General features: G+C 67.4%; 12 protein-coding genes. 4 read left to right on the top strand and 8 right to left on the bottom strand.

Annotated elements, in window-relative coordinates; genetic code table 11:
* Nucleotides 1-32: 32 nt before the first annotated feature.
* The 6 genes from ACFVXC_RS05005 to ACFVXC_RS04980 all read right to left on the bottom strand — a co-directional run bounded on the left by ACFVXC_RS05005 (nucleotide 33) and on the right by ACFVXC_RS04980 (nucleotide 11,304).
* Complete coding sequence (locus ACFVXC_RS05005) at nucleotides 33-1,781, bottom strand: AIPR family protein (protein WP_389901473.1); 1,749 nt, start codon at nucleotides 1,779-1,781, stop codon at nucleotides 33-35.
* A gap of 40 nt (nucleotides 1,782-1,821) precedes the next feature.
* Nucleotides 1,822-4,758 carry a BREX-2 system phosphatase PglZ gene (pglZ, locus tag ACFVXC_RS05000; protein WP_389901471.1) on the bottom strand — a complete coding sequence of 979 codons (2,937 nt, stop codon included), beginning with the start codon at nucleotides 4,756-4,758 and terminating at the stop codon, nucleotides 1,822-1,824.
* Entirely contained in the window at nucleotides 4,755-8,657 is a 3,903-nt protein-coding gene (locus ACFVXC_RS04995) for a DUF6079 family protein (protein ID WP_389901469.1), read from the bottom strand. Before ACFVXC_RS04995 ends, pglZ begins: the two co-directional genes overlap by 4 nt.
* A 93-nt stretch (nucleotides 8,658-8,750) precedes the next feature.
* The gene (locus tag ACFVXC_RS04990; RefSeq protein WP_389901468.1) at nucleotides 8,751-10,691 is read right to left on the bottom strand and encodes a DNA/RNA helicase domain-containing protein; all 1,941 of its coding nucleotides are present in this window, start codon (nucleotides 10,689-10,691) and stop codon (nucleotides 8,751-8,753) included.
* A 143-nt stretch (nucleotides 10,692-10,834) separates the two neighbouring features.
* On the bottom strand, nucleotides 10,835-11,068 hold the full coding sequence (locus ACFVXC_RS04985) for a hypothetical protein (protein WP_389901466.1): 234 nt from the start codon (nucleotides 11,066-11,068) through the stop codon (nucleotides 10,835-10,837).
* Entirely contained in the window at nucleotides 11,065-11,304 is a 240-nt protein-coding gene (locus ACFVXC_RS04980; RefSeq protein WP_389901464.1) for a hypothetical protein, read from the bottom strand. The genes ACFVXC_RS04985 and ACFVXC_RS04980 overlap by 4 nt, the downstream gene beginning before the upstream one ends.
* A 230-nt stretch (nucleotides 11,305-11,534) precedes the next feature.
* On the opposite strand from ACFVXC_RS04980, the gene ACFVXC_RS04975 reads away from it, so the two are divergent.
* Nucleotides 11,535-12,377 (top strand): helix-turn-helix domain-containing protein, encoded by an 843-nt coding sequence (locus tag ACFVXC_RS04975; protein ID WP_389901463.1) that lies wholly within the window; start codon nucleotides 11,535-11,537, stop codon nucleotides 12,375-12,377.
* On the top strand, nucleotides 12,359-12,568 hold the full coding sequence (locus tag ACFVXC_RS04970) for a DUF397 domain-containing protein (protein ID WP_389901462.1): 210 nt from the start codon (nucleotides 12,359-12,361) through the stop codon (nucleotides 12,566-12,568). The genes ACFVXC_RS04975 and ACFVXC_RS04970 overlap by 19 nt, the downstream gene beginning before the upstream one ends.
* 62 nt (nucleotides 12,569-12,630) lie before the next feature.
* Here ACFVXC_RS04970 and pglX read toward each other — a convergent pair whose 3' ends face one another.
* Both pglX and pglW read right to left on the bottom strand, forming a co-directional pair.
* Nucleotides 12,631-16,266 (bottom strand): BREX-2 system adenine-specific DNA-methyltransferase PglX, encoded by a 3,636-nt coding sequence (gene pglX / locus ACFVXC_RS04965; protein ID WP_389901461.1) that lies wholly within the window; start codon nucleotides 16,264-16,266, stop codon nucleotides 12,631-12,633.
* Entirely contained in the window at nucleotides 16,238-20,962 is a 4,725-nt protein-coding gene (gene pglW / locus ACFVXC_RS04960) for a BREX system serine/threonine kinase PglW (RefSeq protein WP_389901459.1), read from the bottom strand. Before pglW ends, pglX begins: the two co-directional genes overlap by 29 nt.
* A gap of 296 nt (nucleotides 20,963-21,258) precedes the next feature.
* Here pglW and ACFVXC_RS04955 point away from each other — a divergent pair, with 296 nt between their 5' ends.
* Nucleotides 21,259-21,480, top strand: a complete 222-nt coding sequence (locus tag ACFVXC_RS04955) for a hypothetical protein (protein WP_389901457.1) — start codon at nucleotides 21,259-21,261, stop codon at nucleotides 21,478-21,480.
* A 218-nt stretch (nucleotides 21,481-21,698) separates the two neighbouring features.
* Nucleotides 21,699-22,166 (top strand): restriction endonuclease, encoded by a 468-nt coding sequence (locus ACFVXC_RS04950; protein WP_389901456.1) that lies wholly within the window; start codon nucleotides 21,699-21,701, stop codon nucleotides 22,164-22,166.
* Nucleotides 22,167-22,224: the final 58 nt, after the last annotated feature.

The following is a 22,224-nucleotide window of genomic DNA, read 5'->3' as shown; positions in this document are numbered from 1 at the left end:
TCTCCCGCATGGTGAAGTACCCCCCTCGGGGGTCACCTGCGGCGGTGGCTGCCGTATCCGAGGTTGGTCGTGAGGTACGAGACGAATTCGCTGCTCTTCGCGGTCTTGTCGGCCCCCGACCGGTTCTCTCGCTGGAAGTTCTCGAACTGCTCCTGTAGCGATGCCCACAACGATTCGAGGCGCGCCGCGCTCGGAAAGACCTCTTCTCTGGCGGCGTTGTCCAGGGCCTCCGGCTTGCTGAACACGCGGCCCATGAGGTCGACCGCGCCGAGCATGGCGAGATGGAAGTGGAGATTCGTGTGCAAGGAGCGGGCGGCGGGATCCGACATCGACTGCAGGAACTCGTCCACTTGGCGCTGGGCTTTGGCCAGCCACAGGTAGACGGGAAGTTCCGTCTTCGCCGAGAAGACGCGCCGGTAGTCGGTGTCGGACTTCAGCAGGCTGGAGGGGCGGGCGCGGGCGTCGTCGGGCCGTCCCAACGCCATAGCCATCACGGACTGTGCCAGCAAGGGAATGCTGACGATGCGGTCGGTCGGCTTGCCTTGGTTCCGATAGAAGTTTTTGCGCCGGTCGTAGAACCAGTCGTGCTCCAGGAAGTACGACTCGATCTGCCGTTGGATGTCGTCAGTGGCCCGGAGAGAGGCGACCGGCACGCTCGTCTGCCGGTTGGTGGCGCGGATGACGGAGTCCCGCGCGGCTTGGTCCACGGTGACGAGGATGCGTACCTGCACGAGCCTGTCGAAGACGGGGTCGGTGGGCTCGGTCAGGTAGAGGTCGTGCAGCGTCTCGTGGAGCGTGTACGAGGTCTGGAGACCGTTGACTATCTGTACGTCGGAGAGGCTGAGCCGCTTTCCGACGGAGGTCGCTTGCGAGCACACGATGGTGATGCCGTTGTTGAGCCACCAGAACTCCGGCGCCCCAGGGTTCTGGAGGGAAGCCGTGATCTCCCGGTTCACCTCGACATTGCCCTGATAGTCACGGACGTTCCAGTCGAAGATGTGCGACTTGATCGCCCCGGTCTCGTCGCTGAGGAAGTCGAGGTATTCGCCCAGACCGACGAGCGCGATGTGGCTCGTGCCGTGGGTGATGCTCTCCCTATAGGGCAGTTCCAGGGTGTACGAGGGGAGGGTGCTGGCGCGCTGCCAGAGTTCCGCGGGGCCGAGGAACTCGACCTCACCCGTGGAGATGGCGAAAGCGTTGGAGAACTGCGTCTCCAGGATCTTGGCCTTTGCCTGAACCTTGGGGTGCACCTCGCTCGCCTCACCGCGCGTCACGTACGAGAACTTGATGAGGACGGTCGGGTGGCGCGTGAGGAGACGCGATAACGCGGTTCTGAAAAGTCTGAAGCGGGCGAGGAGATCGGCGGTGTACAGCACCCCGACGGTGCCCTCGTCGACCTCCATGTCCAACAGGTTCGCGCAGGTGGACGCCGCCTTGTCCAGGGCCGTTTCGGAGAACCCCGCGCTGGTCTTGGCCTGGATGAGCCAGAGCGTCAGCTGGCTTCCCTGCTCCACGTTCGAGACAGCGGAGTGCTGCTGGAAGATCTCGCTGTCCTCGTGCAGGAGCCGGCCGCCGAGGAAGACGTAGGCCCCGTCGATGCCGCCGTCGTTGGCGCCTCCGATCACGCCGGCCTCGATCTCCTCCTCGGAGAGGCCGAAGCCGTGCAGCGCGTGTTCACCGGCGAACCTCTCGAAGGCCGCGTCGAACGTAAGCGGGACAGCGCGGGCGTTGCGGCGCTCCTCGATCATCTGGTTGATCAGCACACGGTCGTTGGCGCTCATGGCTCCCGGCTCATCGGTGGAGGGGACGACGGATGGAAGGTCAGGCTAGGTCGAACTGCAGGCGCAGCAGGGCGAGATCGAGGCGGAGGGTGCGCCCGTCCGGCAGGGTTTCCAGGACCTGCACCCCGTCGTAGTTGAGCAGTTGGCGCAGGATCGCTGCGAAGCCGTCCGCCCGGGTCACCGGGTAGGACACGCGCTGCGCCAGCGCGGACACCGGCAGCGTGCCTCCGGCGTCGAGCAGGGCTCGGATCGCCAGTTCGACCTTGTCCATGGGCGGCTTGCGGGCGAGCAGGCCGGTCTGTCCCTGGAACGCCTCCGAAGCGAAGAGGGACGAGACGAGGGTGTCGTCGGGGCCGACAAATGCGGTGGTCACCAGTGCTCCCTCGCTGTCGGGTGCCGGAACCAACGCGACCTCGAACAACGAGTCGTGCGTACGGGCCACTTGGGCCTGCGCCTGGACCTGGGCCTTCGTCGGCTTCTGCCGCGCCTGCCGCTTCGCCGGGGCTGTCGGGGCGGGCGGAACACTGACTGCGGGAGGCATGGACCCGGTAGGCAGCCACCAGGCCGGTCGCTGATCCGCCAGCTCCCGCCAGACCGGAGGAGGCGTCGCTCCGAAGGGCAGGAAGGCCAGCACAGGAATCGTGAACTCGGCGAGGGACGCTCCGCCGTGGTATCCGGCCTTGCGAGCTGTGTACCGCGAGTCGGCGTCCCACAGCGCGGTGATCGATCCACCGGACTCCGGCGCGATGACCCGGGGCCCGTGCAGCGCGACCTCCGTCGGGCCCACCTCGCCGTCCGGTGTCCGGTGACGGGCGGACTGCGGCGAGCCGGTGTCCACCTTCACCCCGTGCCGGTCCACGACATGCCCGTGGTCGCTGGTGACGACCACGGCCATCCCCTGCGAGGCGGCGATCCGCAGCAGATCCGGAAGGCCCGGGATGTGCCCGGACTGCCAGGCGCCGTCCCCCAGCTTCTGCTCCTTGGCCAGTCGGTCGTCGATCGCGTTGAGGACGACGGCCACATGCGTGCGGCCGTCCATGAGTGCTTCGGTGAGCTCGGGCCCGAAGGTGTCTCCCGCGCTGTCGGCTCGCAGGCCGTCCTTGTGGAACACGGCCGCCCGCGCACCGTTCCAGAGCGGAAGTGTGGGAAAGAGCTGGGCTTCGTCCTTCTGCGTTCCCTGCGTCAGCCTGCCCGCGAACAGCGAAGTACGGGACACGGAGGTGAGGGTGGGCAGAGCTGCTGCCATCGCACGACGGAGTGGAGCACCTTCAGCGGCCACCGGGTCGAACTCGGCCCACGAGGCGCGCAGTTCCTCGCCCAGTTCGGTGGCGATGGCCGCACTCATCCCGTCCAGGACGATCAGCAGCACGCGCCGGTCGGGGGCCCCTCGGACCACAGGCTTCACCACCCGGTCCAGGAACGTCTCCACCGTCAGCATTCCGCCGGGATCAGTACCGGCAGCGGTCCAGGTCGCCAGGACACGTGCGAATTCACGGTCGATCTCATGGCGCCGCTCCCGCACGCGCACGGCCAGTGAGTCGTACGCGGTCCTCAGCCGGTCGTCGGAGTCCCCGCCCGCCTCGATGTGCTCAAGGGCGCGATCCACCCAAGCGGTCTCTTGGAGGTGCCGTTCTATGGCTCCGCCCACGTGAGACGCCTCGGCCTGCGGCTCGGTCGCCAGCCACCCGACGAGCCGCTGGGCCATGCGGGTCCGCTCGATCCGTGACTGAACCTCCGGCCCTTGTGCACGCCGGTGCTCACTCAAGGAAAGCACGGCGGCGTCGAGCGGACCCGGCTCACCGGCGGTCAGAGCCATTCCGACAGTCGTGAACCTGGCGTCCAGGCCTGCTGACAGGAGAGGACTGGCTCTGGCGGCGGCTTCCGCACCGAACTGGCGGACCAGCAGCGAGGCACGCTCCAGCACCGTGTCGCTGGTTCGTCGTGCCTCGCGGACCGACTCCGAGCCCGCAGCCGCGGAACGTTCCCTGGCGGCTGCGGCGAGCAGTGTGCCCACGTAGTCCTCCGAGGCCCGGCCGAAGGCGGTCGCCATGGCGTCGAGCTGCTCACCCTGCGCCGAAGGGCGCTCTCCGAACCAGCGCTCCGCGCGACCGCGCGCCGTGTAGACGGCGGCGTCCGGTTCGGCGTGGCACCACAGCGAGGCGCAGACGAGTCCGAAGGCCACCGCGTCCGGACCGTGTTCGGCCTCGACGAGGTCCAGAAGCGCCCGCCCCGCGAGTCCGGCGCGGTCGTCCTCACTCAGGAACCGCGCAAGGCCGCCGCGTTCGGGTCCGCGGAGGGCCAGGAAGTGCTCCGGACGGCCCTGAAGCAGGGACCAGCCAAGGAGCGCGTGGGTGTCGAGGCGGTCGGCGGACGTGGTGTGGTCCTGGCGGGCCGCCTCGTCCTCGTAACTGCCCAGTCTCAGGCGCCGCAGCGCGAGCGCTGACAGCGCGGTGCCGCGCGACAGGATGCCGCCTCCAAGACGGGGCCAGCCGCCCCTCGGCGGCGACGCGTCAAGGAGGGCCTCCGCGGCCCACTTGTCGTCCTTGAGCCGTTGGTCGACCTGATGGGCTCCGAACGCGTCCCGCACCACGTCCCAGCTGTCCACCGTGTCGATGCGCTTCTTGTGGGTGCGGGCCAGGATTCCGGGGTCGAGCTCGTTCGGTTCGCGGTCGGTCAGGACGACGAGTACGGCAGGGCCGGACGCCGCGTCCGCGTCTGTGTCCGCCAGGTGGCCGAGCAGCAGTTCGTGCACGGCGAGCGGGGAGGGCGCCGCCACTATCCGAGCCGAAAGGCCGTCGCCCCATATGTGTTCGGCGGGGCCGTCCCACTGCGGTGCGGAGCGCAGCAGCACGGCCCGGTGTCGGCCCTTGTCCTCGTCCGCCAAGGCGTCGGCCAGAGAACTCTGGGTCGACAGGTACTGGGTGATCGTTGCGAGGTTCAGCCGCACGGCCACCGTGCTGGTCGTCGCGGTGCTCATCGTTCGACGACCTGCCAGGTGATCTCGACCTCGATGCCGGGCTCGCGTGCGGCCAACTCCGCGATTTCGGCCTGAAGTTCGGCGGCCGCCCTGGAAGCGGTCGTCCGTCCGCCCCCGGAGCGCTTCACTTGTACCTGAGCGGACGCGCCTGTGCCCGATCTCTGTACGGGGATGGCCGGATGGCTCGTTCGGGTGTCGAGGCGTACGTCACCGGGGCGTGGCGCTGGGTCAGCAGGCGGCGGAGTCGGATTCGCAGTCGGCGTCGCACGGTTGCGCTTCACCAGCGCAAGGACCTCGCGCTGCGTCCTGGCCAGCGCCTCCTTCAGGTCGTTGGTCCGCTGGTCGCTCTGTGCCACGTTGCGCAGGGACTCCAGCAGCGCTTCTCCCTCCGGCCCCTCCGAGGTGGCGAGGTCGAGGGTGGTCCAGGACGCCGAGTCCAGAGCCTGTGCGACCGCACGAGCCTGCTTGACGGAGGTCCCGAACCGGTCCGCGCCGACTTGACCGAAGTCGAAGGTGGCCAGGGCCTCCACCGTCTTCCTTGCTCCGGCAGCGCCCTGACCGGCCGAGCGCGTGAGCTCCTCAAGCAGCTCGACGGCCCGCCGAGCGAGGGCGAGGCGCCCGCCTTCGACGGTTTCGTCGAGATGGAGGAAACCGGTGTGCCGTTCCAGCTGCGTCACCAGCTCGCGGGCCGACTCCAGGTGGGCGCTCGCCTGCTGGGCGATCTGCCGGGCGAGCTGGTTGACCATGCGGCCACGTCGCAGCGTGGGGGCAGGATCGCCGAAGACCGTGGAGAAGCGCTCGCGGGCGCCGGACCAGTCCTCCTCGGAGGGCAGCGGCTGGCTGCGCAGCGCGTCATGGTCCTTGATCTCGTTCAACTGGGGCGCCGGGTCGAGCGGCGTGCCCGCGCGGACCCACACCCGGTCGTCCATCTCGGCGAACGAGGCCACGATGAGGCGGGCGAGGAAGACCGGCAGACCGCGTGGTGTCGGCCGGTCCGTCCAGTCGGTGAGGGTGATCAGGCTGAGGTCTCCGGTCACGCCCTGCCCCCTGGCGAGCTGCCGGAAATGATCGGCCCAGTACTCCGACACCTCGAAGTACGCCTCCTTCTGCTGCCCGAGCCGCAGCGGGGCGGCTACTCGGCGCATCAGGTTCCGGTCGGCGGCGGGGACTTCGGCGCGTCCGTCGCGGGCCTCGGCGGCGGCTCGTACGTGCGTGAAGACCTTCTTGGCGTCAACAGGCTTGACGACGGTGCCGTTGCCCTCGGGGTCGAGATTCGGGTGGTCCGGGAACTGGCTCGCGAGCAGCTTGCCCGCGATGTGCCGGATGCCGTCCCGCAACGACTGGCCGAAGGACAGGGTCAGCCCTTCGACCTCGCGCAGCGACCGCAGATGGTCGCCGAAGCCGAGTTCCACATCGGTGGCCTTCTTGTCGGCGAGGCCGTACGCCTGCTTGAAGGCAGCTTTCACGCTCTTGAGCAGCGACTCGCGCTGGGTCTCCAGGAGTCCCTTCGCGCGGGCCCGGTTGTCGGGGCTCAGATGGCTCGCGTACTGGCCGTCGAACCGCTGGCTGTCGGACAGGGCCTTGTCGATGACGACGAGGCGGCGGAAGTCCGCGTACCGCTGGCTGGAGAGGTGAGTGGGTAACCAGGCGACGCTGCGGGACGGCTCGCCCTGCCGCTCACGCAGCCGTTCCATCCGGATGGCGTCGTCGCGTGGCCCGTACTCGCTGTCGTCGAAGGGGAGGTCGATCACGAGCCGCCAGTGCCCGTCCTGCTGAGGCATGAGGTCGTGGTCCGGCAGCTCGTCCGTATCGGCGACATTGCCGAACACCACCTCGACACTGCGCTCAGTGCCCCGCCAGGCGAAGTGCAGCTCGTTGATCAACTGGTCTTGCTCGACACAGAGTTCATCGACGAGGAGCCGTTTGGCGAGGGCCTCGCGGTTGCCGGGGTTGTCGTTGACGTTGGCGTTGGCGATCACCGAGTCGACGTCGACGCCCGACAGCTCGAGCCGGACACCCGGATTGGCCTCGGTTCCGGTCTCCTTGATCTCGGGGAAGCGGCCCGCCCACTCGGCCACCTTGTTCTTGAGGATGCCGTACTCGCGGCCCGGGATCGGGGCGGCCACCGAGCCGTAGTTGAGCGCGGACAAACGGCGGATGGTGAGATCGGACAAGGCCGGGACGCTCGGGGCGAGTGCCGAGAGCAGCAGCGTGCCCACGATGCGGTTGTCACCGGTGAACTGTTTGATGCGGGGGAGCAGCTCCGGATCGGTGATGCTGTCGGGCCGGTGGGCGTACTGCTCGATGACCTCCTCCGACACGTTGTGCGTGAGGAGGAGGTACGGCCGCAGCTTCGTCCGGTAGAGCTTGTCGGCGGCCTCGAAGACCACCTTGAGGCTGTCGGTGAACGGCTTGTCGCCGCCGGCTGTGATCAGCGGATATAAGTCGCCGACCGGGATCAGGTCGCCGAGCCGTAACTCGGCCCGGTGGTCGGCGAGCAGCTGTCCCATGAGCTTCATGCCGGTCCGGTTGCGCTGGAGCGCGGACGACACGTGTACGAGGGTGTCCATGAACGCCGGTGAGAAGGGGTACGTCAGCCGGAAGCTCTCCTCGTCCGCACCGACGCCGTCAGCACCGCGGTCGGATCCCAGGAGCGTGTCCCACACCTCCTGGCGGATCCTGCGGGTCTTCTCGAACTCGGCCTCGACGAGCGCGGCGGACTTGTCGTCCTTGGGCTTGAGCAGGCGGGCGTGCGCGACCTGGGGGAGGTTTCGGTCCTCCAGCGTGATCTTGTCGAACCGGCCCGAGGCCAGGTTGAGCGTGTCCTGGATGGACGCCTCGGCCGCCCCCGACACTTCCTCGCCGACCAGTTCGCGCAGGTCGCGCTGACGGGCGATGAACGAGATCACCGGCACGGCACGGCGGGCGTCGCCGCCCTCCACGAAGTTGGTGATCTTTCCGGCTTCCCGGGCCACGAACTTCTGGTCGTGGATGAGGGTCGCGAGCCACAGGATCAGCTCGTCCATGAAGAGGATAAGGCCGTCGTAACCGAGCGACTTGGCGTGCTCGGCGATCACGGACAGGCCGGCGTCGAGCGAGACGAACCCGTGCTCGTCCTCGACGGCGTTCTTCGCGAAGCCCGGCAGCAGATGCGTGCTCGCGTCCTGCACAAGGCGTGCCCGCAGCTCGGCGGGCGTCGACGGACTGACCAGGTTGAGTGCCTGGCCGCCCTCGTGGACCTCCTCGGCGGCGAGGGCGGTGTCGAGCAGTTGAGGCGTCCAGCCGAACGCCTCGCCCCACTCGTCCTCCTCGTCCCCGGCGCCGTCGCTGTCGTCCGCCGAGGTGAGGCCGCCGATCACCGCCTGGTCGCCCATGCGGGACCGCATCGCGCGAATGTCCTCGAACAGGGTGTCCGTCCGGTACACCTGCGGCGTCGGAGCCTCGGGGTGCAGCTTCTTGACGTGGCTCACGTACCCACCGAGGATCCGCTGCTCAAGCGCCTTCGCACCGAGCATGTGGTACGGCACGAGCAGGAATCGCTTCCCCTCCGTGCCGAGCCACTCGTGCTTGGTGAGCACCGGGTCGAGGTCCGTCCGCGCGCGGGCCGCCGGGGCCCCGCTGAGCAGTGCGTGGAGCACCGCCATGAAGTGCGACTTACCGGAACCGAACGACCCGTGGAGGTAGGCCGCCTTCGACGTGTGTCCGTCGAGCGCGGCCCGGATAAGACCGAGCGCCTCGTCGAAGTTCTCCAGCAGCCGTTCCGTGACCACGTAGTCCCGCAGCGCACGTTCGGCGCCTTCCGGGGCCGTCGCCTCCGAGAGCTGGAGGACGAAGTCGGACGTGGATATGGATTCCTTGATGTCGATGACATCGCGGAGTAAGAGCGGCTGTTGGGCCATGAACGATCACTCCCCCGACGAGCGGCTGCACAGGCTCATCCGATCGTAGGACGTATCGCTGTCAATCGATGCCCTCTTTTCGCATATGCCCGACTAGGCGAGGGCGGGCGCTTCCACCCTGGACGTCGGATGCACGAGCGAGCGCAGCTTGTCGCGCGTCTCCGGGTCGGTCGAGTAGATGACCGTGCCGACCATGCCCCGCGTCAGCAGCACCTTGTAGGTGTTGCGGATCAGCCGGCCGATATCGCTGTCCGGCGTCGCCTTCGTGAAGATCGGATCCTTGGACGCCGACCGGTCCACGACCCAGTGGTCCGTACGCCACACCAGGTCGGGGCCGATGATGACGCCCGACCAGTCGTACTCGAAGCCCTGCGCGGTGTAGACACAGCCGACCTGCCCGAAACCGTCCGGGTCGGTGGCCCACAGGGGCGCGGGCGGCGCACCGAGGAGGGATCGGTCGCCGTACACGTTCCAGGGCCGCGCCCACTCACCGATGACGACATCGGCGGGCAACTCGGTCATGCCCGGAGTGACCTTGGTGGTCCACTTCCAGCAGTAACCGGCCGACATCCGCGCCCCGTAGCCCTCCGCCCGGCGGGCGACGAGGAAATCCTCCAGCTCCTGCGGGCTCTCGGCGGTCCGCAGGTCCAGCTTGCCGTCCGGCTCCCACGGTCCGGGTGAGCCGCCCTCCAGGCCGAGCAGGTCGACGACCCACTTCTCGTACGCGTCACTGCCACCGCACCGGAACTGCCCGCCCAGCGCCACGACCGTGCACTCAAGACCCTGAGCGGCGGCGGCCCGCTGGATCTCCGCCTTGGTGCCCATCTCGCCGGGCCGCACCACCTGGTGCTGGTCGAGCAGGAACACCGGAACCCGGGCGGCGTCGATCAGCTCCGCCACCTGAGGTCGGCCTGTGCGCAGTTCAGCCTTCGTGTAGCGGTTGGCGGACGTCTTGCGCAGCCGGTGGGCCTCGTCGCAGATCAGCACGTCGAGGTCGTTGGGCTCGGCGTCCATGAAGCTGTTGAAGTACATGAACAGCTTCTGCACGTCGGGCTTCCGCGCCCCGGCGACCTTGCGCATGGTCTTGGTGAACGACGCGGACCCGGTGGCGTGCAGCGCGGTCACCCCACGCCGGTACAGCTCGCCGAGCAGCGACAGGGCGACCACACTCTTGCCGGAGCCGGGACCGCCGGTCACCACGACGACCTGCTTGTGGTTGGACTGCTTGGCCTTGCGGACGGCGGACATCACCTTCTCGTAGGCGACCCGCTGCTCGGCGATGAGGACGAACTGCTCCCGGTCGCGGATCTCGGCCGCCGCGAGGGCCATCAGCTGCTTCGACGGCCGGATCTTGCCGTCGAGCAGTACGTCAGCCGCCTCCGCACCAGGCTTTGCTGCGAGGCGCGAGCGCAGGAAGTCCAGGAAGGCCCCGCGCTGCTCGCCGGTGTACAGCCGGCCGTGCTGGTCCTCCTCGACGCCGCGCAGACCTGCGATGCGGGATTCAACGGCGTTGTGCAGGAACGCCACCCCCGCTACCGACTTCGGCATCCGCTCCAGCGCGCCGTTGAAGGACAGCAGGTACTCGCAGTAGCCCCGGACCTGTTCGATCGGGTTGAGTACGGCGGCCGGGTACGCGTCGATCCGGCACAGCAGCGGCTCGTCCTCCTCCGGGTAGGCGGCGCTCCACTGCTTCAGCTCGACCACGACGTACGACGGTTCGCCCGTGGCGGGGTGCACACCCGCCAGTACGGCGTCCGCGCGCTTGCTGGTGAGGGGCAGGCTGTACTCGATGAGCACCTCGACGTCGTCGAGCCCGGCCTCGACGAGGGCGTTGACGAGAGCGGGGAGACTGCGTTCCCATGACCGGATTTCCGACTGCCCGGCGCTGTGGCCGTGCAGATGACGGAAGTTCTCGGTCAGATGCAGCGCCAGTGACCCTTCGAGGATACGGGCGGCTACGGACGCCGCGGACTCACGGAACAGCAAGGCAATGCCCCCAGGCAGCACGAAGAAGACTCGTGCGGGTGGGGGCATGTCCTTCGTGGTCCGCCGCGCGATGTCGCGCGGCGGGTCAGGAAGCCCGTCGGGCCGCTGAGATTGGTTCTCGCCATCCTAGGTGAGGGTGTTGATCACGGGGAGGTGGTTGGTACGGAGTCGGCCATGAGGGGGTGGTGATGTCATCTGGGCTGTCTGCTACGGGCGTTCACCTCGGCGAGGAGGGCACTCAGCAGCTCGTCTTGCGTGAGGGTGCGGAGCCGGTCGGGGTCGGCGTCCCACTCCCGGCCACCGGCGAGCGGACGCAGTTGGATGTACGGGCCCTCGTAGCCCATGACCCGTCCGACGCGGTCGCGCCCGCTGTCGTGGACGGCCTCGCCGACGGTGGGTGCCCGGTCGGCGGCGTCCTCCGTCACCCGGTGATCCCCTTCGTGATCACGTCCGCGAGCATCAGGGCGATCGGGGCCGAGCACACGCCGAGGTGGACGAGGGCGTACTGCGCTTCGGCCTTACGGTCGTCCGCCCAGGGGGTGCGGATGTCCATCGCGGGGAGCTGGATGCCTGCTTGGGAGAGCGCGGTGGCGAGGGCGTCGCGGGCTTCTACGGCTTCCTGGACCTTGGGGGTGTGGGGAGCGGGCGGCGTGGGGTTCATGTGGGTCCTTGTTGATGCTTCTCGTCGGTGGTTCTCGGTGGGGTTCCGGTGCTGTTCCGCTGATTTCGTGACCCGACTGCCCTGCGCCAATTACGCTGTGTAGTCCGGTCGTGACGAGAATGCGCCCGGAGGTGGGCGGCCGGGTTGTGGGCGGGGTGGTGGTTCCTCGCCGCGCGGAGGTGGTTCCACACGTTCCACGTCGGTTACTCGTACGTCCCGGAGGGAGCGGTATGCCGCAACGACGCGTCATCACCGGCCGCAGTCAGGAACCCCGTCAGCGGTTCGCCGAGGAGTTGCGAAAACTGCGGGGCGAGAGCGGGGCGAGCCTGCGCGTGCTGGGCGAACGGCTGGGCTGGGACTGGTCGTTGTTCGGCAAGATGGAGAAGGGCGAGACGCTGGGCAGCCCGGAGGTCGTCCAGGCCCTTGATACGCACTACGGGACGCCGGGGCTGTTGCTGGCGCTGTGGGAGCTGGCTGCCGGGGACCATACGCAGTTCCGGGAGCGGTATCGGCGGTATATGGCGCTGGAGGCGGAGGCGGTGAGCCTTTGGCACTTTGCGGTGAGTGTGCTGCCGGGGTTGTTGCAGACGCCGGGGTACGCCCGAGAGGTGCTGGCAGCGGGTGGGCTTAAGGGCAAGGAGCTTGAGCAGCAGGTGGAGGCGCGGATGGGGCGGCGGGAGTTGTTGGCGGGGGAGGACGCGCCGCCGTTCCGGACCATCCTGTCGGAGGCGGCGTTGCGAATGCCGTTGCGGGATGTGGGGGAGTGGCGCGGGCAGTTGGAGTATCTGAGGGATGCGGCGGACCGAACCAACGTGACGGTTCACGTACTTCTGCAGAGCGCGGGCCTGCACGGTCTCGTGAGCGCCGATATGTGGTACCTGCTCCTTCCGGAGGGCAGAACCGTGGCGTATACCGAGAATGGGTACCAGGGCGAACTCATTGAGGAACCAGCCCCGGTTGTGCGTTTGCAGAAGACGTACGATGCGGTGCGTGACCTGGCGCTCACCCCGGCTGAGTCGCGCAAGTTCATCCTGCGGATTTTGGAGGAAGCAACGTGCGATCCATCGACCTGACTGCCGCCTCCTGGCGCAAGAGCAGTTACAGCAACCAGGACGGTGGGGCTTGCGTCGAGGTCTCTGACGACTTCGCCGCCGTCGTCCCGGTACGGGACAGCAAGGTTCCACACGGTCCGGTGCTCGTGTTCCCTGCCGCTGGCTGGGCTTCCTTCGTCTCGGCAATCAGCGGCGGGCAGTTGGACGACTGACCAGGCAAGACAACGGCCCCGCGATCTGCTCGGATCGCGGGGCCGTTGGCGTAGCTGGGGGACTACTTCTTGGCGGTGCGGCGCCCTCTGGTCACGGCGGCCGGTCGCCAGGCGCGCAGGTCGTCGTCGGTGAGGCCGTGCTTGCCCTGTTCCATTTGCCGGTCGCCCTCGAAGAACTTGGCGGGGGTCGGTGAGAAGAGCGGGTCGGGCTCGTTGTGCCACTGGTTCAGCCAGGGCTGGAGTTCGAGCAGCCCGGCGAGGAGTGGGGTGACCTCTTCGGTGGTCAGGCCCTCGTGGGTGGCGATGTACGTGTCGAGCGCGATGGCCTGCTCCCGGTGGTCCCAGCCGGCCCAGCCGTACAGGTCGGGGGTAGCGACGTTGGCCCGCGCGTACGAGATGAACCGCTCCTTGGGCACGTCCAGCTTGCCGCGCGCTCGCCAGTAGGAGGGCCGCAGGAAATCGGCAGAGGTGTACTTCGGCGGTACGGGGATGCGGTCCCGGATTTTCCGCTTGGCCGGCTCGTCGGGAGCGGCGTCTTCCTGCCGCTGAAGATCCCAGACGTGCTCCCAGTCGGCGCGCTTCTTGAGGGCGGCGGGCTTGTAGCGCAGGGAGGAGAGGAAGGGCACATGCTCGTCGGTCATCAATTCGGCGATGACGGAGTGCAGGTCCTTGCGGGGGGCATAGATCTTGGTGACGGAGACGAAGTCCTCATCGCGGGAGAGGTTGTCGGTGAGGCGGGACAGCGTGACGAGGGCGGGCATCCCGTTCTCGTCGAACCAGTGCGCACGATCCTCGATCCGGTCGAGCAACCAGATACGCAGCGCCTTTTCCTGAAGCGTGTCCCACCCTTCGGTGGCCCAACGTCGTTTGTACTCGGGCCGTTCGACCATGCCGATAGCGCGGGACGACTCGATGGCATCGATCCGCTTCTGGACAACCTCGCGGTAGGCGGCAGGCCAGTGAGTGGGAACCTCAGTGATTGGCGTGGACCCATGCCGCTTGAACCATTCGCCACTGGCTTCGCCTGCGGCGACCTGACGGGCGAGGAGGATCTCGAAAGCGCGCTCTCCGAGGCCGAGGTCGGGAAGGTTAGGGGATTCGGGGTCCTTGGACACACGCAGGTCCTCGGGGTAGAGGTTGTAGAGCGAGTAGACCTGCCAGTCCAACTCCTCGTGGAGAGCGATCATCCGGGCACGGGTTGAGAGCCACATGTGGTGTCCCTCGCGGAGGGTGTGGATCGTGGGGGGCGCCTCGGAAGGAACAGCGGAGGGGCTTGCGTAGCTGAAGTTTTTAGCAAGATTGTCTAGAGTGGCGGCAAGGAGGATACGAGATGTTGAGGGAAGAGGGAATCTCTCGACATTGGTTCCATTGAACTGGTAGCGGTTTTCCCACTCTTGGTCCTGGAACCCTCGCCCCAGTCCGCTTCCTCCCTTATTGTGACATGCCATCTTCAGCCAGAAACAGGCAGTTGAGCTGCTCAACAGGCCTAGCGCGGTGGCGTAATCGCTACGCTCGGCGGGAGGCGTCAACTTGATCAAGGGGGATGTTTGGTTGAAAACTCCTTCCCCTTCAAATATGGCAAAATGGTTATGTGTCGCAACCTCCGCGAAGACAATGGAGCTCGGATTTTGCAATTTTGCCTTGTATAGCTCGCGAAACTCGTACCATTTAAGCCCAGGGATGGTGTCGATTTCAACACCAAAGCGCCTGCGCTTCTGTAAGATCCTGCGATACGGCCAGAGCGAAGAGATGTTTCCGGGTATTTCTTCTTCTGGGAGTCTTTCTAGGTTGGAGCCATAAGGCCAATTGCAGATCATTGATGAGTTGACCATGAGGTCTCGAACTGTCGAACCTGTGGCCACAGGAAGTGACCTGTTCAGGCGCAGACGGCGGGCGGTTTGCGCATCAGGTAAGAAAAATGCGTTGTCCTCGCCGCTGATCGCTGCTGCGCCGATGCCGAGCGCAAGTGAATCCTTCAGTGGAGCCTGTTGGGCTAGAGCGATCTGTTCGATCATCTCTAGCCCCCCAGCAGTCAGGACCCATGGGTGCTTGGCGAAGTACTGTTGGCGATCTAAGTCATCTACAGAGACCCACAAGCTTGCTGATCCGGGGTCTTCGATCTGTTTAACGATAGCATTCCAGACAAGCCCATTGGCAGGCTCATCCGGCACTGAAGGCTCACTTTGGATGCTACGCACCGTTCGAATTGATGTTGAACGCTTTGGGCCTGACCGTCGCTTTCCAACCAGGATCACCGTCGGGGTCCCGTGTCCTGGGATGTATGCCCCGGACGTGTCAATAACCTCAGTTAATTCAATGTTATGTGCGAAATATTCTTCAATCAGCTTGCCGCCGAACTCGCGCTTCATGAACGAGTTGGCTGTGATTTGACCTACGATTCCGTATCCGAAACCGTCTGTATCACCTTGCTTTGCGAGCTCGAAGAATCGCTGCGTGAATGGGATTGAAAGTGCGTACTCGCGGTTGCATGCGGAGTACAGTTCCCGATAAAGTTGATTGAGTTTCTTATCTTGTACGGTAATGTACGGGGGATTACCGACTACCACATGGTAGCGCCCCTGCTGCAGAATTTCAGGGTGGTCGTGTACGTCTTCCGTCGTATAGGTAAATGCGGCTAGTGGGTCACCCTCGATGTCGCCGCCCTCATCCTCGCTTAAGGTAAGTGGTAACTCCAATTGTTGAGCTTTGATAAGAGAGTCGCCTACCGCAAGGTGAATTGGCCATTCGTGCTCAGCGGCTTCCCTCAGTGTGCGCACTCCGCTTGCAGCCATTGCTGCCACTAACAACCGGAACCGCGCTATAGCCACCGCGAAGGGATATAAGTCCACCCCGTGCACGGAGTTCAGCGACTCCTTCACCCGCTCGTGCACGTCCTTGCCGGGCCGACCCTCCGCCCACAGCCGTACCAGCCGCTGAAACGCTGCCAGCACAAAGTGCCCCGAGCCACACGTGGGGTCGATCACCCTCAGACCCTCGTACCCGAAGTCCCGGACCGCCGGATTCATTGTCCGGTCGAGGATGAACTCCGTCACGAATTCGGGTGTTTGAAGCAGCGCGTATGTTTTCCGCGCAGACCCATCCAGGTCCTGATAGAGGTCACCCAGGAACCGTGTGTCCCACCCTCGCGTCCCGTCCGCGTCCCTCTTCAGCGGGTCCGTGAAATCGTGGACGAGGGCGCCGTCCGCATCCCGCTGACGCCAGAACTCCACCAATTCTCGCGCGCCGTCGTGCGACAACGGAATCTGGAACAGGGGGTTGTGCCGCCGGTCGAATAGCAGTCGACCCGCCTGCCCCGCCCCCAGCTCCGCGAACGCATGCTCCAGCCAGCCCCGGTACGTCGGGTCCTCCGACTCCGAGACGTACTCTTCGAACCGTGCCAGCGCCAGATCCCGCCGATCGGCCTCCGGCGCCGTCAGATACGGCTCGGGAATCAGCCCATTGTCCTCGACGAACCGGACGAAGACCGCGCCCAGTACCCATGCCACCGCGACCTGCGTGACCCGATCGTCCAACCAGGAGTTCCAGGTTGCCGCAGTGCGGCCCAGCTTGCGCGCGCGTTCGTATTCGGAGCGCAACCTCTCGCCCTCCGCCACCACTCCGACCTGCTTGCCAAGGTCAGCCTCGACTGCCGTGACCTGCTGCTTCAGGTCATTCAGCAGGGCCCTGCGGTCGATCACTCGCCGCCCCCTTCTTACCGTTCGTGCCTAAGACACTCACGTTCGTCAGGCTGGACAGGTACTCCTTCCTGACCCACGAGTCCGGCAGGTCGATCCATTCCCCCAGGCCGGCCTGGTACGCCACCGCCGTGTGCCCAAGCTTCGGCTCCCGCCCCGGGTCCGCCTGTGGCACCAGCAGCCACAGCCCGCGCCCACCCTGCCGAGCCGCCTCCGCGAGCCGGTCCAGGATGCCCATGCCGTCGTACCGGGCGAACACGGCCGCCTCGGTCAGGAGAACCGGGCCCGAGCCGGCCCCAAGGTCCAACAGCTCCCGTACCTGCGGTTCCACCGCGCCCCACGCGGTCCGCGCGTACTCGCCGAACTTGAGCGCACCCCGCGAGCCCGGCTCGGCCACGTCCGCCTTCAGGAGCGTTTCCCACGTCGGCTTCGTGCCCGGAGGGACAAGCGCGTGCATCGACGACAGGAAGAGTTCGGTCACGGAGACCGGCTGCGCCCCGATGCGATGGCCCGCCAGCCTCCGTACCGCCTCGACCGTCCGCGCATGATGCACCGTCAGGACCCGGTAGCCGTCCCGCCGGGCCGACGCGAGGAGTCGCTCGTCCGCGCGCACCCCGCCCGCGACCAGCGGATCGTCGGAGTAGCGCGTCACCGCACCGGCCTCCGTCGACTGCCGCCAGTCCGCGACCGTCAGATAGGTGGACGCACTGTCCATCCGCGTCGGCAGATAGCGGGGCGTCCTCGTGTCCTCGCGCGTCGAGAGGGTGAGGTCGAAACCGGCGTCGCGCAATGCCTTGGTCAGCGGGCCGCCGGTCGGCAGCTCGTGTGTGCTCGTGCCCCGGCTGTCCTTGATGACCAGCTCGGGGAAGCGGGCCCGTACCCGCTCGTTGACGTCCTCGCCCGTCAGGCCGGGCTGCCGGGATTCGGGTACGCCTGCGATCAGCCGTACTAGACCGGCCTGGGTCAGGCGCAGGGCCCGTACCAAGGGCAGGTCGCGCGGATAGATCTCCAGGCGGGGCGTGGCCGCCGCGTTCACGGACGCGGCGGCGGCCAGTTCGACCAGGCGCCGTTCGTCCCAGTCCACGACACCGGGCGGTGGGGTGAGTGCGCCCAGCTCGCTCAGGACCGTCGTGGCCGTCGGCAACGTATCCAGACGGGTCAGGCGGTCGGCTGTCTTGCCCAGGCGGGTCGCGTAGTCGAGGAGGCCCGGAGCCGTCGGGGTGTCCGGGGCGTCACCTTCCCGCACGTCCAGCGCGAGCAGGCCCGCTGCTAGTACGTCCTCCGTCGCCCTGCGGTTGGCTTGGTGCTGGAACTCCGCCTCTTCCGGCTGGAGTTGCTCCACTTCCACGACCGCCCGAACCGCCGCCAGAGCCAGCGCCCGGCGCTGCTCGCGCCCCGGCAACTGCGTACCGCGTCGCACGGCGAGGGCATCGGCGATCTCCACGGCGGGGGCGACCCGGCCGAGGCCCACCAGCAGGCCGACGATCTCGTCCCGCAGAGCCTGGACCGCAGGGTGCTTCTTCCAGCGCTTTCTCTCCTCCTTCAGCATCTGCGGGATGCGCCCGGCGGACAGGCCGAGCGCTTCCGCGACGTCCTTCTGCTTGGGCCAGACGCCGATGCCGGGCAGCTCTCCGCGCTCGTCGGGCAGCCGCAGCAACAGCCGTACCATCTCGACCTTGTTGCTGTTGGAGCGGTTGTTGTTCAGCTCGGGAACGAAGAGGGTGGCGAGGGTGTCCAGGCTCACCGAACGAAGGACGGAATCCGTCAGCCGCGACGCTCCCTCACCCAGAACCGTGGCTCCGGCCACCGCCGACCCGGTGGCGGTGAGCTGGGCGAGCTCCTCCTTCGCCTCCGCGCGGCCCTTGGGGGTGAGCGGCGAGAGCGAGGCCTCGCGCAGCAGCTTGCCCCACTGGCGCTGGCGTCGCTGAACCTCGGTGCGGGTCTTGGTGCCCAGGCCCGGTGCGTTGAGGAGCTTGCTGCGGCTGTAGTCGAGAAGGCCGCCGACGGTTGTGATCCCGAGGCCGTAGAGGAAGGACTCCGCGGCCGGGGTGAGACCGGCCGCGGACAGGTGCGTGTCGCGGGTGACCGCCGCCGCCAGACGCTCACGCTGTTCGTCCGCGGTGAGCGGCTCGGCGTCCGCGATCGCCGTGGACCGCTCACCGGCAGCGGTCTCCTGTGGTGCGGGCTCGGGGTGGCGGGAACGGTGGCTGGACGGCACCGTCTGTGTGGCGTCCAGGAAGATCTTCCGCCAGGCGTCCCGCATCGGCTTCAGCTCGGCGAAGCGCTTCGCCGCGTCCCGGTGGAGGGCCTTGCGGAAGAAGGCGACCAGACTGTCCCTTACAGCGGGCTCGAAGGCGTCGGCCTGGACGGTCGGGTACGGGAATTCCTTCGCGTCCGTCATCCTCGGCGGGAGCGAGCCGTCGCCCCACTTCGGTAATTCGCCCGAGGCCATCTGGTGGAGGGTGACGGCTATCGCGTACCGCTCGGCGTGCGAGTCGTACGCGGTGCGGGTCAGGCTGCCGATGAACGGGTCGAGGTAACCGTCCGTGCCGGCCTCGTAGTCCTTGGCCGGGTAGCCCGCCAGGGAGAAGTCGATGAGGACCAGTTCGCGGGTGCGGTTGGGACGGATGCGTATAGCGATGTTGTCCGGCTTGATGTCGCGGTGCCAGACGCTCTCGCCCTCCAAGAAGTCCACGGCACCGAAGAGATAGTCGCCGTAGGCCTCCAACTGGTCCATTTTCAGGCGGCCGTGCTCGCGCAGCTGGCGTGCGACGGTCTCCTCGCGGCGGCGGGTGCGCGTGTTGGTGCCGGCGCCGGTGCTGGAATCGGAGGGCTCGGCGTCCGGCTCAGTGGCCTCGCGCTCGTCGCCCACGTACTCCAGGGCGAGGACGGTACGCGAGCCGATGTGCAGGGGTTCCGGCTCGACGAGCCGGATCACGCGAGAGTCGGGGCGCAGCCGGTTCATCACCTCGGCCTCGTGAAGCAGGACTTGGCCCCTGCTGTCCGAGAGAGCCACCTTCAGGACGGCCAGCGGGCGGGTCTTGCGCGCTTCGGCCTCCAGGTCGCGGACGAGGAAGGCCCGGCTGGTGGAACCGGTTCCGAGGCGGCGTCGGACTTCCCAGCGCCCGCCGAGCACATCTCCGGCCACCGCTTCGAGGGGGTCCTTCTCGGGGTGCTCGGCCGGTTCGGGATCGGGTGCCGAGGCCGGGGCGGTCAGGCCGTCCTCGACGATCTCCAGCATCTCCAGGAACTCGTCGACCGAGGAGAGACGTTGACCGGGCCGGTAGGCGGTCGCCGCCTGCACCAGGAAGTCGATGTCCTCGGAGAGATCGTCGACCAACGAACTGGGGCGCAGACCCTCGCCCGCCTCAAGACGGGCCAGCAGCTCGGCCTGGCTCGCGGCCGGGGCCCGGCCCGTGACCAGGAGGTACGTGAGGACGCCGAGGCCGTACACGTCCAGGTAGACCGGGTCGGCCTTGAGGGCGGTCAACTCCGGGGCGAAATAGGGATCGGAGCCCTCCGCCAGGTGCATCGCCGATAACGCGGTCGGTGCGAAGCGGGTCGCTCCCTGCCCGCTGTCGCCGTCCGTGCCGGATGCGCGCTGGGTGGCGATCTGCCAGTCCGATATCTCCAGGCGGGGGGTGAGCCAGGCGGCGTCCTCCCCGACCGCCCGACCGCGACGGCCCCGGTCGCGGGGAATCACGTGAACGGCGCGGGCGGCCAGCGCACGGTGGTGGATGCGGGCGGAGTGCGCGGAACGTATCGTCTCGGCGAGCTGGCGGACCAGTGCCATGCGGCCGAGGATGTCGAGACCCTTGCCGTGCTGGAGCAGGTACTCGTCCAGGCGCAGCGTGCGCGGGTCGTAGTCGAAGATCAGGGAGGGGCCAGCCGAGTGCCCGGACGGGTAGTACTGCTTGAGCTGGACCACGCCCGGGTGCTTGAAGCGCTGCAGCACGGCCGCTTCGCGGCGGGCCGCGTTCTCCACCGACCGCCTCAGCGAGGCGTCCGATCCGCGCTCGCTGAGGTAGACGCGGACCCGGGCCACTTCGGGCAGCTCACTGTGACTCGCCTTGTAGTCGGTCCAAGTCGGCCCTGAATCAAAAGACTTGCGGTCCAGTTGATACGGGCCGACCTTGTACTCGGCGTCACTGCGCCGGATGCCGATCCGTTCGAGCTTGGTCTTGATCTCACGGGACTCGACGGCGTTGATGCGTCGCCGCTCGTCGCGCGGCGGCTGCTTCAGCATCGTGACCAGCTCGTCGACCGTGTGGACGCCGTTCTGATCGTGGGCGGGCAGGCGGACGCGTAACCCGCCGTCGGTGAAGCAGACGGCCTCGCCGACCCACACCCGCCTGCCGTTCTGGCCGAGCAGCGAGGCCAGTTCCTTCGCCTTCTTGTTGACGAGGTGGAGCGGGTTGCCGTGCGGGCGGCGATGGCCACCGGGGGTCGTCTGCACCCAGGTGCCGTTCTCGCTGGTCACGGAGCCGTGCCAGTCCTTGAGCTCGATCATGTAGACACCGCCTGGCGCGACGACGAGGAGGTCGACCTCGCGGACGTGTCCGGTGTGGGCGGTGAAGGTGAAGTTCGACCACGCGCGCCAGGGATCGGCGTCCGCCAGCCTCTCCCGGATGGCTTCCAGGCCACGGTGTTCATGGTCGAACTCCGACTCGGTGACCGTGGTCCACCGACCTTGCCGCATGCGCTGTCCCCGCCCCTTGAATCTGTCCCCAGCCACTGTCCGTTGGTGTGTCTACATGCCGTTCCACCACGTCACGGATTCAAGGAATCCTAGCCGTGGCCGACAGCGGCGGGTAAGGCGTGCGTGGATCCGCAACTGTCGATGCTGGGGGGCGCGCGCAAGGGACACGCGCGGAAATGGGCGGCGCCGATACTCCCACGCGCCCCCATTTCGGCCAGCTCGGCCGAAGAAGTACTGGTCGGGGTGGATGGCTTTCCCGAATACTCATGAGGCATAGGCGGGGGACGGGGGATCTGATGCTGCTCGCCATGGCATTACTGGTGATCGGTGGTATCGCGCTGGTGTCGCGGTGTGGCGGTCCGACGGCACTCCACCGGCCGTGCCGTCGTAGACGCAGAGGGTTGTTCGCGCGCTGCCGCGACCACACCTTCACCTTGGTCACGATCACCGATCTGGCGGGCCTCGCGCTGTTCGGGCTGGCCGGTGGCATGTTTGCGCTCTTCGGCCCGGCCGTCTGATGCGGCGTAGGCGGAGCCAAGGAGGCTGGGAGGCAATTCCCTGGTGGGCGTGGGGGATAGGGGGCCTGGCCGGAATCAGCGGTCTGTGGCAGACGGCCGCGCAGTGGCCGGTGCGGACGGGCATTGTGCTGGCCGCCGCGGCAGTGGGATTGGGGTTGAAGCCGGGGAGGCTGGCCCTACGGAGGTGGAGTGGGCGCTCGGCGCTTCCTGCGGGGCCCGTGCGATATTCGCTGGCGCATCTCGATGCCCTGGATCCCCGGGAGTTCGAGCTGGCGGTCTGTTCTCTGCTGAGTCGGGACGGACTGGCCGCGGAGCACGTGGGCAGAGCCGGGGACAAGGGCGCCGACGTACTCGTAGTCGACCGTTCGCGACGACGGGTCGTCGTGCAGTGCAAGCGGCTGCGGCCGGACCGCAGGGTCGGGGACCAGGACGTACAGCGAGTCAACGGCACGTACCGCCACGACCACGGTGCTCACTTCGCGGTGATCGTCACCACCGGAGGATTTACGGCAGCCGCGAGGGCCAGCGGTCCACGCTATGGGATCCACCTGGTGGACCGGGACGCGCTGGAGAGGTGGGCGGACATGGGCGAGTCGCTGTACAGAATCCTGCGGATCGCGGACGTGGACGCACCACAAAGGCGCTGGACGACCGCCGCATGGCGGCGGGAAAGATCACGTGACTGACGGGGTGTCAGGGGCGCGGGTAACCCTGGGCGCAAGTAAGCGAGTTGGCGATATGAGG

The sequence above is a fragment of the Streptomyces sp. NPDC058257 genome, assembly GCF_042881845.1.
In the GTDB taxonomy this organism is placed as follows: Bacteria; Actinomycetota; Actinomycetes; order Streptomycetales; family Streptomycetaceae; genus Streptomyces.
This window is presented reverse-complemented; position numbering and strand designations above follow the sequence as displayed.